Raw genomic sequence first — 14822 nt, 5'->3', positions numbered from 1 at the left:
TTGCAACACAAATTTCGTCAACCCTTTTTTATTTAACAAATAAGTTTGAACCACTTCAATTTAATTACTTTGTAGCATACCTTTCAGATAATGAATTTTATTATTAAGATGCATCTTTTCTGCAGCTTCAATTAAACCTAGCCAAAACTCATTTGAAAATGATCCTTCTGTTTCGTCTACAAGTTCTATAAATGATTCTAAAGCCAGTTCTGGTTCATAATGCTCTATGAACTCTTTTGCATTAGTATATTGCCTGTTAGATTTATATTCATCCGGTACTAGCAAAAGAACTTTAAATAATACCTTCCTTACATTCATAGATTATATCATCTTAAACTCCTGTACAATTTCAAGTTCGGTGCGGAACTGCAATACACTTTCGCCAAATAGTTCCCTTGCTTCGGCACGCAGCTGGGGGGAATGTTCTTTATAATATTCCTCCAGTTTTTCGCGGCTGTCGGCAGTATATTGTACCGAATAAGTAGTGGTGCCGGGCTGGTGGTGGTCGCCTAGTACTTTAACTATTTTGATTTTGTAGAACTTGCCCGTTTCCATGATTTTGGGTATGTGGTCTTCCATCATCCAGGCCATCCACCGGTCGTGGATGCTGTCGTCTACATTGCTGGTTACATTGTAAATTATCATATCTTTTAGTTGTTGTTGTTTCGAACAAATATACAGAAGAGACTTAATAAATTAAGTTATATCTGTGGTAAATTATCTGGAGTCTCGCCATTTACCCGATACATAATACAAAACTGTAAGAATCAGTAGTGCAGGATAAAAGAAAACTATTGTACTTAGTATAAACAGGTAGAACGCCATTATAAACATATACCCACCGCCTATTAAAACTTCCCTATACCATACAACGGAGTCAGCAAGTGCATAAGACCCTGCCAAGAGAACTAATGCTACTATACACATTGCACCATATACTACAGCGATTTTAGAAAATGTTGCAGCTAAAATATGATAAGAAAATGCACGATATAGATTTTTCCGAATTCCAACAATGAAAAATGGCACTATAAATAGCAGTGCCGTTATCCACCATGCAATATAAAATATGTCAAAGTCTCTCGACATATTAACTCGCGTTATCACCGCGCAGCTGCCGGAACTGTTTCCTGGCCTCTACAAAGTATATGCTGTCCTCATGATTAAAGATCACTTTTTCATAAAGCGGCTTGGCCTTTTCAGGGTCATTCAGCTTTTTGTTATATATCTCTGCCGAAAAGTACAGCGCCTCATCAATGTAAATCCCTTCTGCGTATTTATCAATTATCTGGGAATAATACTGTAATGCCAGGTCATACCGGCCCATGCCCTCATATATCCGGCCTATGCGGTACTGGGTAACATCCTGTATGCTTTCTGTTTTGTCGTTCGCCAGAATATCTTTAAAGGCGGCCAGCGCTTCCTCTTTTTTGTCCTGGTAGAGCTTAAAATCAGCTTTGGCAAATTTTTTAAGCGCTGTCTGCGTGCTGTCTTCAACAGTATTATCAGTAATGAGCAGGAAAAGCTCCAGCGCATCATTGGCTATGAGCTGCGACACCGATGACTTCAGTACTTTAAGCTGTTTTTGTGCCCACTCAAAATCTCCTTTATAATAGCTTGACCGTGCCACCCTGAAACTTGCCTGGTGCCCCACCGCATCGTTCTTCAGGTCTTCTTCTACCTGTGCAAAGTATATAATAGCCTGGTTGTATTTTTCATCCAGCAGTAAAATATCGGCCAGCAGCATTTTAACTTCCGCTACCTGGTATTTACCGAGCTGAAGCGTAAGCGTGTTGTTCAGCATGGCAATGGCGCCTTTGGTATTTTTCAGTTTAAAAGCCTCAAAGCGGGCCAGCTGAAGCTGCAGTTCCAGTGAGTTTGTGTTGGTGCCGTATTGCTGCAGCAATGCTTCCATACGCTGCTTCAGGGCCGGATAATCTTTTTCCTGTGCATTCTTTATGTCTATCTCCAATATCTCGGCATGGGTTTTTATCAGCAGTTCGGTATCTGTAGTGTTTTGCAGTATAAAACCGAATATTTCTTTGGCAGTAGCATCCTCGCCGGCTTCAGCTGCCATAAGTGCCAGGTTAACTATGTTTGAAAATTTTTCGGGGTCGCGCTTAAAGATGGCTTTTTCCTGTATAAAAGCTTTGCCGTAATCCCTTTGCTGCACAAAAAACCAGCTGAGGAACTGGTTCCAGAAAATGTCCTGTGTTTTTTGTGTTTGCACCAAAAGCGCCTTACGCAGGGCATCATTAAAGGTTTCCTGTGACTCTTCGTTCATGAACCTTACAAGCTGGTTTTGCACTATGGGCAGGTTCTGCTGGTTGTTATAGGCGTATGACAGTAGTTTTTCTATCATAAGGCCAATATTGCCCAGCTGCCCCTGCAGTAACGCCATCTGGTAATCAAAGTTCATGCTTTTGTTGGCCGCCTGTGCCACTTCATAAGCCTGCAGCGCCTGTGGCACAAGCACTTTCTGCTCAAAGGCATTGGCAACCGTAAATACATTGCCCGGATTTTGGGCTACCTCATCAATAGCTGCCTTATAATTCCTGTCAGCTTTGGCCTGGTCTTTTTTCAGCTGGTAATTATAGCCAAGCTCCACATACAAAAAGGGCTGTTTCACCTTTGCCATCTTTTCTGTAAGGTACTTTTCAGCTTTGTCATACTGCTGCATTTGCTGGTAGCAGGCGGCAATACGCTGAATGTACCAAGCGTTGGCAAACGAATTTTTATCGAGTTCCTGGTATATTACCAGCGCTTTTTCAAATTCGCCTTTTTCAAAATAGTTCTGGGCCAGCTGTTCGTTTTGCGCAAAAACGGACAGCGACAGGAACAGGATTATTATGGAAAGTATCTTTTTCATTTGCTGACAGATGTATTATGGAACGCGGATGACACTGACGGGGCGAATATTTGAAATCTGTTCCGGCATATATAGCTTTGAAAATCTGCCATAATCTGTGCAATCCGCGTCATCCGCGTTCCGTCACACCCATAGCAAATTTACTAATTTATTATATCAAAACCGGTGTACGGGCGCAAAACTTCGGGCACCACTATCCCTTCAGGAGTCTGGTAATTTTCAAGTATCCCGGCCAGTACCCTTGGCAATGCCAGCGATGAGCCGTTAAGCGTATGTGCCAGGTGGTTTTTTCCGTCCCTGTCCCTGAAACGCAGCTTGAGCCTTTGCGACTGGAAAGTTTCAAAATTTGATACAGAACTTATTTCAAGCCAGCGGTCCTGAGCCGTTGAAAATACTTCAAAATCATACGTAAGTGCCGAGGCAAAGCCCATATCACCGCCACATAGGCGCAGTATGCGGTAAGGCAGCTTAAGTTCCTGCAACAGGGTTTTAACATGCTCTACCATTTCATCAAGCGCGGCATACGATGTATCAGGATGTTCAATACGCACTATCTCCACCTTATCAAACTGGTGCAGCCGGTTAAGCCCGCGCACATGCGCCCCGTATGAACCTGCCTCCCTGCGGAAACAGGGCGTATAGCCGGTACACAGCACCGGGAGGTCTTTTTCTTCAATTATCACATCGCGGAAAAGGTTGGTTACCGGTACCTCTGCTGTTGGTATCAGGTAGAGGTCGTCAATACCCACATGGTACATCTGCCCTTCCTTATCAGGAAGCTGCCCGGTACCGTAGCCTGACGCTTCATTGACAAGGTGCGGCACCTGGTATTCTTCATAACCTGCCTCAGTGTTCCTGTCAAGAAAATAAGTTATAAGCGCCCTCTGGAGCCTTGCGCCTTTGCCTTTATAAACCGGAAAACCTGCACCGGTTATCTTTACGCCCAGCTCAAAATCAATCAGGTCATATTTTTTGGCAAGCTCCCAGTGCGGCAGCGCCCCTTCATGCAGCACAGGTATGGCGCCTTCCTCAAAAACAGTAATGTTATCATCGGCTGATTTTCCTTCGGGCACTATATCCGCAGGGGTGTTCGGCAGCTTATAAAGCGCCTGGGTAAGCGCCTCAGTTACTGTAGCGAGCCTTTCCGAAAGCTCTTTCCCTTTTTCCTTAAACTGTGTAGTTTTTTCTTTTAAAATAGCCGCTTTAGCCTTTTCGCCGGCTTTCATAAGCTCACCTATGTCGCGCGACAGCTTGTTCGATTCTGATAAAACAGTATCAAGCTCCGCCTGTGTTGCCCTCCTTTTTTCATCAAGCGAAATCACATCGTCTACCAGCGGGGCGGCATCAAGGTTCCTTTTGGCAAGCGCCGCAATTACTTTTTCTCTGTTTTCTCTGATATATGCTGTCTGTAACATGGTTTTCTATTTTAAAAACGTCAGCAAATTTAATGAATTGTTTCAATTAAGTATTTGCTGTACTCCTAAAGTTTGACACGGCCCGCTTTAACTTTTTATCTTAACAAAATACAGGAAATTCTTATTATATTTGAAAAATTTTTATAATTCTTATGAAGACATTTGCTAAAATAACAGCTTTGTTGCTATATACAGCTTTTGCGGCTGCCCAAAACCACGCTAATAATGATTTCGCGCGGCTCGTTGAGGCTGAAAGGAAATCAGCTTCTGCGCTCACCACTTTCAGGGCTAATCTCAATACGGGGAATTATGACGTGATACACCAGGACCTCAACCTTACTGTTAATCCGTCTGTTCAGTTTATCAGTGGCACCATTACCACCACATACATAGCCAAGTCACCGATGAATACCCTTACCTTTGACCTGGATAACCAGCTAACGGTATCTTCGGTAACTCAAAACGGTAACAGCCTGGCTTTTACGCAAAACAGCAATGATGAGCTGGTAATAACGTTGCCGGCCCTACAAAATACAGGTGTACAGGCCACCGTTGCCGTAACATACTCCGGTGCGCCACCGACATCACAACAGGCTTTTGTTACAGCTACACACAACGGTACGCCTATATTATGGACACTTTCACAACCTTACGGGGCAAAAGACTGGTGGCCATGCAAGCAAGACCTTAATGATAAAATCAGTACGGTTGACATACATATCACGGCGCCTTCGGCTTATGTAAGTGTGGCCAATGGCCTGCAGGTAAGCCAGGTGGCCAACAGCAACGGCACCAAAACCACGCATTATGAACATAATTTTCCCATACCGGCCTACCTGGTAGCCATAGCGGTTACCAACTATAGTATTTTTACACAGACTGCCGGCACCGCGCCCAATACTTTCCCGGTTGTAAACTATATTTATCCGGAAACACAGTCTTCGGTGCAAACCCAGCTGGCACAGACACTGCCAATCATGAACCTTTTTGAGCAGCTTTTTGAAGCTTACCCTTATCATACAGAAAAATACGGCCACGCCCAGTGTGGTTTTGGCGGGGGTATGGAACACACCACTGTGTCCTTCATGGGGAGTTTTGGACGCGAGCTGATTGCCCATGAGCTGGCCCACCAGTGGTTTGGCAACAAGGTCACCTGCGGATCCTGGAAAGATATATGGCTTAATGAGGGATTTGCTACATACCTTTCAGGACTGGTAGTGGAAAACATAGACGGCAACGCCAGCTTTATAAACTGGAAAGCTGACAAAATAAACAATATAACATCGGCTACGGGCGGCGCGGTTTACCTGACGGATACCGATACCACTAACGTAAACAGGATATTCAGCAACAGGCTGAGCTATAATAAAGGCGCTATGGTGGCGCACATGCTCCGCTATAAGCTGGGCAACGCTAACTTTTACCAGGGCTTAAAGAACTTTTTAGCCGACCCGGACCTGGCTTTTGGCTATGCTAAGACACCCGACCTGAAGGCACACCTGGAAGCAGTATCAGGTATGGACCTTACAGGGTTCTTTAATGACTGGGTGTACAACCAAGGCTATCCTACCTATACCATAACTGCCCAAAATACGGCGCCCGGGCAGGCTACAGTTACCATAAACCAGACACAATCGCATCCTTCTGTAAGTTATTTTGAAATGCCTGTACCTGTACGGCTCACCGGAACCGGCGGCCAGACGCTTACAGTAATACTTGAAAATACCTTTAGCGGTCAGCAATTTAATGTGTCTGTACCTTTTACCGTAACCGGCTTGGCTTTTGACCCTGAAAAAAATATTATATCGCGCAACAGCACCGCAACACTGGGCACAGAGGCCTTTGAAGGGCTAAAGGCGGTGAAGCTTTTCCCTAACCCTGCCGGTAACCTGCTTAATGTGGAGCTGCCGGAAGGAATTACCCTCCAAAAGGCCGCATTTTATAATGTGCTTGGGCAAAAAGTGCTGGAAACCGGTGCCACAACAACCTGGGATGTATCGGCCATGGCCTCCGGGCTGCACTTCCTGTCGCTGGTAACCGATAAAGGCACTACACAGCTTGAATTTATAAAAGAATAACAGAACGGATATTATGAAAAAATCAAACAATCCGGCAATAGTTTTTCTTTTCCTGATGCCGTTATTACATTTTAATAATGCTCAGCAAAAAACCGCCACCACCCTGGTGTCGTTTGTCCTGTTACTTATAGCCACAGGGCTGTTCCTAACGAAGGTAAGGGAGAATAAAAAAATGGCATATTAAATAAACGATTCTATATCCAGATGGCACTGGCGTTCATTTCGGTTATTGTAATGTCTGCACTGTTCTGGGAATAAGGACGGATGGTTACCTCACCAGCTCCAGCTTATTAAGTTCTGCTGTAATGAAATTAATTTCATCTGGGTATAGCTTTACATTAATGGCTTTGGCATTTTGTACCGATTGTATGGCATTACGTGCGCCGGCAAGTGCTATAGTTATGCCGGGCTGCTCAATTGTCCAGCGGAGCACCAGCTGCGACAGGCTGGCCTGCCTGTCATCTGCCAGGTGTTTAATACTGTTGAGGAAACTGTTCACTTTTTCTAAATTCTCATCCCTGAAATAATATAAGTTTGCCCTGTGGTCACCTTCTTCAAACTGGTGTCCCGGCAGCATTTTACCGGTAAGAAGGCCTCTTTCGAGCGGGCTGTAAGCAATGATCGACTTATTATTTTCCAGTGCAAAGGGTACAACAGTTTTTTCAATTTCCCTCTTTATCATGCTGTAAGGCACCTGGTTCGATATGATGTTAACATATTTATCGGCTTCCTTCATCTGCCCGGTGTTATAGTTGCAGACGCCTGCATAGCGCACTTTACCTTCTTTTATAAGCTCTGCCACTGTTTCCATACTTTCCTGTATAGGCGTGGTGCTATCGGGCCAGTGTATCTGATACAGGTCAATGTAGTCAGTCTTTAGCCTGCGCAGGCTGTCCTTACATTCTTTAATAATGCTCTCGCGGCCCGCATACTTATACACTTCAATGGCTTCACCGCGGTTGTTCCTGCTTTTCATGGCAAGATCTCCTTTTGCAAGATTCCACCGCATACCGAACTTAGTGATGATCTGCACCTTGTCACGCCCCAGCCCCTCAATGGCTTCGGCAACAATTTCCTCACTGTCGCCCTGGCCATAAATCGGCGCCGTATCAATAGAAGTAACACCTTCATCAAATGAGGCACGGATGGCCCGCACGGCATCCTTGCGTTCAGTGCCGCCCCACATCCATCCACCGGCAGCCCATGCGCCGAAAGTTATGGCGGATAGCCGCAGCCCTGAATTCCCTATATTCCTGTATTCCATAAATAATTGATTATTAATTATTGATTATTAATTATTGATAATTGATAATTGATTATTGATTATTGATTATTGATTATTGATTATTTGTAGTGTAGATTATATATAGTAGATAATTATATCCTGCTGTAATGTTGATTTACGCATCGCCTATGGCTTTTATCCTTGACACTAAAAATGTAATCCCGAAACCGAATATGCCGATAATGGCGAAAGAAGTACGCAACCCTGTAGCTTCGGCAATATGCCCAATAACGGGCGGGCCGAGCATAAAACCCAGGAAACTTACGCTCGAAACTGTTTGTAGTGCAATGCTGGGTGCAATACCCGGCCGCCTGCCCGCAATGCTGAAGATAGTAGGGACTATAGTACTTACCCCTATGCCTACCATCATAAAGGCAATGGCTGCTGTGGTTACATAAGGCAGCGCTACCGCCAGGTAAAGCCCGGCGGATATAAGGCAGCCGCTTACCTGCAGCACGCGTTTACGGCCTACGCGCCTTATTACCCTGTCGCCAAAGAAACGTCCCAGCGCCATCATTACCATAAAACAGGTATAGCCCAAAACTTTAACTGAGCCGGAAGCGCCAATTACATCTTCAAAATAGATAACACTCCAGTCGAACATAATACCTTCGCTTAGCATACAGCAAAAAGCCATGATGCCCAGCCACAAAAGCACACTGTCGGGTTTTGAAAAAAGCCTCCGGCGGCTCTTGCGCACCGGCTTTATCTTTACCCTGACCAGGTAGCCGTAATTTAAAAAGATGATTCCCCACAGGGCGAGTGCCACTGCAAGGAAGTGGTAAAACGGCGACAGGCCAAGGGCAATCATGCCAATACCAATTAGGGCACCCGTAAAACCCGCTGTGCTCCAGGCGCCATGGAATGATGACATAATGGCCCGCCTGAAAAGGCCTTCGGCATAAATGCCCTGTGTATTTACCGAAATATTAGTAAGGTTGCTGAAAATGCCGAAAAAGAACATGGCTATCATTAAATGCCACCGCTGGGTAGCGGCACCCAGCCCTATAAGGCTGCATATGTATAATATCAGCCCGAAAACCACAGTGCGGTGGCTGCCGTAGCGCGCTGCCAGCTTACCCGAAAAAGGCATGATAAACAACTGCCCGAAAGGTACCGCAAAGAGGACAGTCCCTAAATCGGCCTTGGTAAGATTAAGCGCAAGCTGCACATCAGAAATGCGGCTGGCCCATGTGGAAAAAGTAAGCCCCATAGCGAAATAAAACAAGGTTACCGCCCACCTTACACGGTTAAGGTAAGAGGCCTTAACATCACGATAGGCTTTACGGTAAGCAGCCGCACAGGCGGGTTTATTTCTTGCCTTAACTTCCTCTTCCAACTCCTGTAAATTTTATTTTTTGTACTACTCTTTTGCAGTTCTTTCACCACGCACTTTCCTGAGTGAGCAGCTCAATCTCATGGGCTGTAATTTCAAGGCCGGGTGCTTCAATAATGCTTTCCAGTTGCTCCAGGCTGGTAGCGCTTACTATTGGCGCAGTAACCGACGGCCTGTGGATAAGCCATGCCAGGGCTACCGTGGCAGGAGTTGTATTCAGCTGCTGTGCAACCTCATCAAGCGCAGCCAGTATTTTAAACCCGCGCTCATCAAGGTATTTTGCCACGCCCCCGCCACGCTGGCTTTTATTAAGGTCGGCCCCGCTCCTGTACTTACCCGTGAGGAAACCGCTGGCCAGCGAGAAATAGTTAAGTACGCCCAGGTTGTTGCCCAGACATATAGGTTCAAGCCCATTTTCAAATTTCTCACGCTCATACAGGTTATAGTGCGGCTGGAAGGTTTCATAGGGGGGAAGCCCGGTTTCGAAAGCTACCTGCAGGGATTCCTTAAGCCTCTCCGGCGTAAGGTTTGAAGCGCCTATATGGCGCACTTTCCCTTCCTGTATCAGCTGCCGGTAGGCTTCAAGTGTTTCCTCTATAGGTGTGGTCTCATCATCAAAATGGGTCTGGTACAGGTCAATATAATCTGTTTGCAGCCGTTTCAGCGAATCTTCCGCAGCCTGCAATATGTATTTTTTCTTCAGTCCTTTTTTACCATTACCCATGTCGTTCCCCACTTTAGTGGCAATAATAACCTTGTCGCGGTTCCTGTTCTTTTTGATCCAGTTGCCAATAATTGTTTCTGATTCGCCGCCGCTATTGCCCTGCGCCCAGCGGGAATACATATCGGCCGTATCAATAAAGTTGAACCCTGCGCCCGTAAACGCATCAAGTATTTCAAATGACTGCTTTTCATCTATCGTCCACCCAAATACATTCCCCCCAAAGGTTATGGGGTAAACATACAGGGCAGTATTGCCTAACTGTTTTTTTTCCATTGTTATAATTTTTAATCTTCTAACTGAGCTCTTTCATATTGCCTGGGCCAATGTGCCTTTTCGTGCAGCTCATGCGCAAGGCTAAGCCCAAGGTTAGGGTCGCGTAACGATTCGCGGGCAAAGAAAACCAGGTCGGCCTGGCCTTTTTGTAAAATCTCTTCCGCCTGGGCCGCTTCAGTAATGAGCCCTACAGCGCCGGTATGAATGCCTGCCTCCATTTTAATACGCCCTGCTATAGGTACCTGGTAGTTAGGGGCAACAGGTATTTTTTGATGGGATACCACCCCACCCGATGAACAGTCAATAACATCAACACCCTTTTGCTTCAATATTTTAGCCAGTGCTACTGACTCTTCAACATTCCATCCGCCCTCAGCCCAGTCCGTCCCTGAAATGCGCACGAACAGCGGCAGGTTAGAGGGCCACTCCTGCTGTACCGCCTCAAGCACCTGGAGCAGCAGGCGGGCGCGGTTTTCAAAACTTCCGCCATAATTGTCAGTACGCCTGTTGGTGAGCGGCGACAGAAACTGGTGTAGCAGGTAGCCGTGTGCGGCATGTATCTCGAGCACTTTATAGCCGGCATCATGCGCACGCCCGGCAGCAGCCCTGAAGTCGCCAATTACTTTCTTTATCCCTTCGCCATCAAGCGCTACTGGTGGCAAAGGCTCATTAGCATGATACGGTATGGCACTTGGCGCCACCGTGTGCCAGCCGCCCTGCTCGGGGCTCAGTTTCATATTTCCCTGCCACGGCGGGGTTATGCTGCCCTTACGGCCTGCATGTGCCAGCTGTATTCCCGGAAAAGCATTTTCCTGCAGGATAAAAGATGTTATCTGCCTGAGTTTTTCTACATGCCCGTCGCTCCAGATGCCGAGGTCGCCGGGAGAGATCCTTCCTTCGGGTGAAACCGCGGTAGCTTCCTGTATGATGAGCGCCGCGCCGCCAATAGCCCTTGCGCCCAGGTGCACCAGGTGCCAGTCGTTAGCAAAACCGTCAATAGCGGAATACTGGCACATGGGAGATATAACAATACGGTTTTTGAGAATAATGCTTTTCAGCTGGAGTAGTGAAAATAAGTGTGAAGCCATAAGCTGTATTTTTATTTGATGGAGCTGTAACCCGCGCCCTAAAAACCGTAAAGTTACCTTACAAATGGCAAATTTGGAACGGCCTGCCGTATTATTAACAAACATTTTAAAAAAAGAATGGCCTTTGGCAGCCAGGCGCGTACAGGGAAAAGTACTGTTAATCCAAATGGCGGCCTGGTATGCGCCGACGTGGCGGCCTAGCCCCGATGGGAGCGGCATCCTCCCCGCCGCCAGCTTTTGCGGCGGGGAGATAGAGAGGACAGCGGGACCGGGCACGGCCAAAAGTGCGCTTAGCCGGCTGCTCCTTATATTGCCGGGAGCAAAAGGGAACGGTAAGGCGTAAAGTAGATAAAAAATAGGCTGAAGTTATCAGAAAACACTATTTTTGTGCGTTAACTTAGCATCTAAAAATAAATAATGGAAATAGCTGTCAAACTGGGCCAGTTCTTATTGAGTTTATCTTTATTAATCATACTGCACGAACTGGGGCATTTTATCCCTGCTAAAATATTTAAAACCAAAGTTGAAAAATTCTACCTGTTCTTTGACGTGAAATTCTCACTCTATAAAAAGAAGATAGGCGAAACGGTTTACGGCATAGGCTGGCTGCCACTGGGCGGCTACGTAAAAATTGCCGGGATGATTGACGAGAGCATGGACAAGGAACAAATGGCGCAGCCGCCGAAGCCATGGGAATTCCGCTCCAAGCCGGCCTGGCAAAGGCTTATCATAATGCTGGGCGGCGTTACGGTTAACTTTATCCTGGCCGTATTAATTTATATAGGTATGGCCTTTGTTTACGGTGACACCTATATTGCCAACAAAGACCTGAGGGACGGGGTTTGGGTAAGCAACCCTGTAGGCGAAAAGCTGGGCTTTAAGAACGGCGACAAAATTGTAAACGTTGACGGCAAATCCTATGAAGATTTTGCTGATGTATCCTACAACACTATTTTTTCGCGCACGGTAACGGTTGAGCGTAACGGGCAGATGCAGGAGATACAGCTGCCTGTTGATGTAATTAACAAAATGCTCGACGGTAAGAAAGTTCCGCTTTTTATGTACAGAATACCTTTTGTGGTGGGCGGACTGGCTGACGATTCGGTCAACAAGGATATATTGAAGAAGGGCGATATTATTACCGCCATTAACGGCCAGCCGGTAAAATATTATGATGAGGTGACCGCGTTGGGGCCAGCGATGAAAAACCAGAAAGTGGCTGTTACTGTGCTGCGCGATGAAAAACCCCAAACTGTTACGGTTACTTATAACAAGGAGGGTAAAATGGGAGTTGCTCCTGCCATACCTACCATACCTAACCTGGAAAAGCTTGGCTACTACAAAGTAACCGAAAAATCTTACTCTTTCTTTGAGGCTTTCCCTGCGGGGATTCAAAGAAGCGGCGAAGAGCTGAATAAGTACTTTACGCAGCTTAAGGCTATATTTACGCCAAGTACAGGCGCTTATAAAGGCGTGGGAGGTTTCTATGCCATTTTTGACATTTTCCCTGATACATGGAGCTGGGAAGCTTTCTGGAATATTACCGCATTGTTATCCATTATGCTTGGGGTGATGAATTTACTGCCTATCCCGGCGCTTGACGGCGGCCATGTTATGTTCCTCCTGTTTGAGTGGGTAAGCGGCCGCAAACCCAGCGATAAATTTATGGAATATGCCCAGATGGCTGGTTTCTTTATACTTATAGCGCTGGTGCTGTTTGCCAATGGGAATGACATTTTTAAGGCCATTACGGGCAAATAAATATTTTAGAATATTTTTCGTGAATTTGTTTGCGGGAAATAAAAATGGTTTTATATTTGCACCGCTATAAAGGCACCAATGCCGGCAAAGCAAAAGTTCTTAAAAATAAAGTTGTAATTTCACTGACGCCGATTAGAAAAATACATCCATACTATACAGTTTCCTCCTTAGCTCAGCTGGTTAGAGCATCTGACTGTTAATCAGAGGGTCCTTGGTTCGAGCCCAAGAGGGGGAGCCACGTTGGAAAAGCCACTATTTTTAGTGGCTTTTTTCATTTTAGCCTTTTCCAAACCCCTGTATTCTCTAGACAAAAGCTCTAAAACGGTGTTGGTAGAATTGGTTCGAAGACCTTCTTTTTCCACTACCAGATTTTCAGGGAAAATAGTTCGTAAAAGACCACCCTTCTTACTGTCTTTCAGTTGGTTAAACAACCCGCCCATATCACACAGTAATTTAACCGAATCCTCAACATATTTCCCCAGATTTAAGTCATTTCTTTCGAGTTGTCCAATCGAAGCTTCAATCTCCCGAATAGATGCTTCATACCTCGTTGTTATCCTATCAAACAGTTCCGCTTTAAGTTCATTCTTCATCAACCTGTCTTCGGCATCAATAACTAGTTTTTCAAGCGATTCCTTCTCCCCTACAAGCTCTTTTCTCCTTCTGGCAGTGTCATCTTCGCTTTGGCTAATTAAGTCGCTTAAAACCTCTTTATAAAGGTCGGCAACATTCTTGTTCAATGAAACTTTCGTAAGCATTTGGGCTACATTCTCATGTAACACTTCTTTCTTATATCTCACTTTACATTTTGCTGTACAATGATAGTATTCATAGTGTCCTCCATTCCCTTTGCTCTTACTGGCGGTGATTTGTTTTTCACACACGGGGCAAATTAAACTTCCCTTTAACGGGAAGTTTTCATTTACAGTTGATGGCAGTTTTGCCCCTATATTTTTACGCCCGTCTAGGACATCCTGAACTTTATCAAATAGTTCCTGGCTTACTAGTGGCTCATGTATTCCTTTCAGCTTTGATGCAGCCTCCTTCTTGAATTCAGGCACTTCTATCCATCCACAATAAAGCTTATTACGTAGCATATTATAGAACTGTTGCTTTTGAAGCGTTAGTCCACGTTCGGTCTTAAACCGTTTCCTAATCACCTCCACAGCTTCAACCCCTTTAGCAACCTCTGTATAAGCCGCTAAGACGATTGCTGAATCACCGTTAGGAATAACCGATGTTTTCCCTAATACCTTTCCATTACTGTAACCATAGGGAGCCTTAGCAAGAAAACAACCTTCTTTCGTGGCACGCCTCATACCATCTTTAGTACGTTGCGAGATTTTATCGTTCTCCACCTCTGGCAGTATGAGATACATCGATAGCATCACCTTATTATCAGGATTGGTGAGGTCTAAGGGCTGCTCTATAGAATTAACCTCTATACCCATAGCCGTTAACTTTCTTATGACTGCAAGGGCTTGTTCAGCGTTCCTAGAGAACCTGTCCCACTTGGTAAATAAAATTTTATCTACAGCCTTTCTATTTTTGGCAACATACTCCATTAAATTCTTCCATTCGGGGCGGTCAAAGTTTTTGGCTGAGTAGTCATCCTCATAATGCTTAGCAATAGTAAGTTTGTTTAACTCACAGTATGTGGTTAATAGTTGTTTCTGGTGGCGTAAACTAAATCCTTTTTCGGCTTGCTCGTCAGTACTAACACGTGTATAAATTATTGTGTTCATGTTTGTTTTTGTTTTAACTGTTAATATTAATTTGTTGATTTTTGCTGATAGTATAGTTCAGCGATTTGGTACAGAACCTGTCTAATGTTTTCTACTTCTTCATCAGAATAGAAAACCCCATCACGGTTCAAAATTTGTTTGCATCTGGTTTTAGATAGCATATAAATTCAGCCGCACTCATTCCAATTTTTTATGGCGGAGAATCAATAGCGTCCTAAACAATAAAAAAAAGAATGGTTAGTTTTTAA

The 14822-nt window shown here is 45.1% G+C and carries 13 protein-coding genes and 1 tRNA gene; 4 read left to right on the top strand and 10 right to left on the bottom strand.

Annotated features, from left to right (window positions below):
• Window positions 1-60: 60 nt before the first annotated feature.
• The 5 genes from CHU92_RS03930 to serS all read right to left on the bottom strand — a co-directional run bounded on the left by CHU92_RS03930 (window position 61) and on the right by serS (window position 4284).
• Complete coding sequence (locus CHU92_RS03930) at window positions 61-318, bottom strand: hypothetical protein (RefSeq protein WP_094412813.1); 258 nt, start codon at window positions 316-318, stop codon at window positions 61-63.
• 3 nt (window positions 319-321) lie between these two features.
• Window positions 322-645 (bottom strand): DUF4286 family protein, encoded by a 324-nt coding sequence (locus tag CHU92_RS03925; protein ID WP_094412811.1) that lies wholly within the window; start codon window positions 643-645, stop codon window positions 322-324.
• 72 nt (window positions 646-717) lie between these two features.
• Window positions 718-1089 (bottom strand): hypothetical protein, encoded by a 372-nt coding sequence (locus tag CHU92_RS03920; RefSeq protein WP_129583002.1) that lies wholly within the window; start codon window positions 1087-1089, stop codon window positions 718-720.
• Window position 1090: 1 nt separating this feature from the next.
• Window positions 1091-2869, bottom strand: coding sequence for a tetratricopeptide repeat protein (locus tag CHU92_RS03915; RefSeq protein ID WP_094412807.1), 1779 nt, complete (start codon window positions 2867-2869; stop codon window positions 1091-1093).
• A 143-nt stretch (window positions 2870-3012) separates the two neighbouring features.
• Window positions 3013-4284, bottom strand: coding sequence for a serine--tRNA ligase (gene serS, locus CHU92_RS03910; RefSeq protein WP_094412805.1), 1272 nt, complete (start codon window positions 4282-4284; stop codon window positions 3013-3015).
• Between the two features lie 152 nt (window positions 4285-4436).
• Between serS and CHU92_RS03905 the strand changes: the two genes are divergently transcribed.
• Entirely contained in the window at window positions 4437-6362 is a 1926-nt protein-coding gene (locus tag CHU92_RS03905) for a M1 family aminopeptidase (protein ID WP_094412803.1), read from the top strand.
• A gap of 13 nt (window positions 6363-6375) precedes the next feature.
• Window positions 6376-6546: a hypothetical protein gene (locus tag CHU92_RS15790; protein WP_165764581.1), complete on the top strand. Its 171-nt coding sequence runs from the start codon at window positions 6376-6378 to the stop codon at window positions 6544-6546.
• A gap of 84 nt (window positions 6547-6630) precedes the next feature.
• Here the strand turns inward: CHU92_RS15790 and CHU92_RS03900 are convergent, their stop codons facing one another.
• The 4 genes from CHU92_RS03900 to CHU92_RS03885 form a co-directional block, all read right to left on the bottom strand.
• Window positions 6631-7626 (bottom strand): aldo/keto reductase, encoded by a 996-nt coding sequence (locus tag CHU92_RS03900; protein WP_094412801.1) that lies wholly within the window; start codon window positions 7624-7626, stop codon window positions 6631-6633.
• A 136-nt stretch (window positions 7627-7762) separates the two neighbouring features.
• Window positions 7763-8986, bottom strand: a complete 1224-nt coding sequence (locus CHU92_RS03895) for an MFS transporter (protein ID WP_243389552.1) — start codon at window positions 8984-8986, stop codon at window positions 7763-7765.
• Window positions 8987-9029: 43 nt separating this feature from the next.
• Window positions 9030-9980 (bottom strand): aldo/keto reductase, encoded by a 951-nt coding sequence (locus tag CHU92_RS03890; RefSeq protein WP_094412799.1) that lies wholly within the window; start codon window positions 9978-9980, stop codon window positions 9030-9032.
• An 11-nt stretch (window positions 9981-9991) separates the two neighbouring features.
• Complete coding sequence (locus CHU92_RS03885) at window positions 9992-11068, bottom strand: NADH:flavin oxidoreductase/NADH oxidase (protein ID WP_094412815.1); 1077 nt, start codon at window positions 11066-11068, stop codon at window positions 9992-9994.
• Between the two features lie 417 nt (window positions 11069-11485).
• Between CHU92_RS03885 and rseP the strand changes: the two genes are divergently transcribed.
• Window positions 11486-12829, top strand: a complete 1344-nt coding sequence (gene rseP, locus CHU92_RS03875; protein WP_094412794.1) for an RIP metalloprotease RseP — start codon at window positions 11486-11488, stop codon at window positions 12827-12829.
• Window positions 12830-12990: 161 nt separating this feature from the next.
• A tRNA-Asn gene (locus CHU92_RS03870) sits at window positions 12991-13067 on the top strand.
• On the opposite strand, the gene CHU92_RS03865 is transcribed toward CHU92_RS03870, so the two are convergent.
• Window positions 13030-14574, bottom strand: a complete 1545-nt coding sequence (locus CHU92_RS03865) for a recombinase family protein (protein ID WP_094412792.1) — start codon at window positions 14572-14574, stop codon at window positions 13030-13032. The two genes, CHU92_RS03870 and CHU92_RS03865, sit on opposite strands and share 38 nt — an antisense overlap.
• Window positions 14575-14822 lie beyond the last annotated feature (248 nt).

The sequence above is a fragment of the Flavobacterium cyanobacteriorum genome (genome assembly GCF_002251835.1).
GTDB lineage: Bacteria > Bacteroidota > Bacteroidia > Flavobacteriales > Flavobacteriaceae > Flavobacterium > Flavobacterium cyanobacteriorum.
The sequence above is the reverse complement of the archived record's forward strand: the minus strand, read 5'-3'. Positions and strand labels throughout refer to the sequence as shown.

Bases quoted from the DNA above. Each gene is read 5' to 3' on its own strand.
- CHU92_RS03930 (WP_094412813.1), bottom strand. From the start codon at position 318: ATGAATGTAAGGAAGGTATTATTTAAAGTTCTTTTGCTAGTACCGGAT.
- CHU92_RS03925 (WP_094412811.1), bottom strand. From the start codon at position 645: ATGATAATTTACAATGTAACCAGCAATGTAGACGACAGCATCCACGAC.
- CHU92_RS03920 (WP_129583002.1), bottom strand. From the start codon at position 1,089: ATGTCGAGAGACTTTGACATATTTTATATTGCATGGTGGATAACGGCA.
- CHU92_RS03915 (WP_094412807.1), bottom strand. From the start codon at position 2,869: ATGAAAAAGATACTTTCCATAATAATCCTGTTCCTGTCGCTGTCCGTT.
- serS (WP_094412805.1), bottom strand. From the start codon at position 4,284: ATGTTACAGACAGCATATATCAGAGAAAACAGAGAAAAAGTAATTGCG.
- CHU92_RS03905 (WP_094412803.1), top strand. From the start codon at position 4,437: ATGAAGACATTTGCTAAAATAACAGCTTTGTTGCTATATACAGCTTTT.
- CHU92_RS15790 (WP_165764581.1), top strand. From the start codon at position 6,376: ATGAAAAAATCAAACAATCCGGCAATAGTTTTTCTTTTCCTGATGCCG.
- CHU92_RS03900 (WP_094412801.1), bottom strand. From the start codon at position 7,626: ATGGAATACAGGAATATAGGGAATTCAGGGCTGCGGCTATCCGCCATA.
- CHU92_RS03890 (WP_094412799.1), bottom strand. From the start codon at position 9,980: ATGGAAAAAAAACAGTTAGGCAATACTGCCCTGTATGTTTACCCCATA.
- CHU92_RS03885 (WP_094412815.1), bottom strand. From the start codon at position 11,068: ATGGCTTCACACTTATTTTCACTACTCCAGCTGAAAAGCATTATTCTC.
- rseP (WP_094412794.1), top strand. From the start codon at position 11,486: ATGGAAATAGCTGTCAAACTGGGCCAGTTCTTATTGAGTTTATCTTTA.
- CHU92_RS03865 (WP_094412792.1), bottom strand. From the start codon at position 14,574: ATGAACACAATAATTTATACACGTGTTAGTACTGACGAGCAAGCCGAA.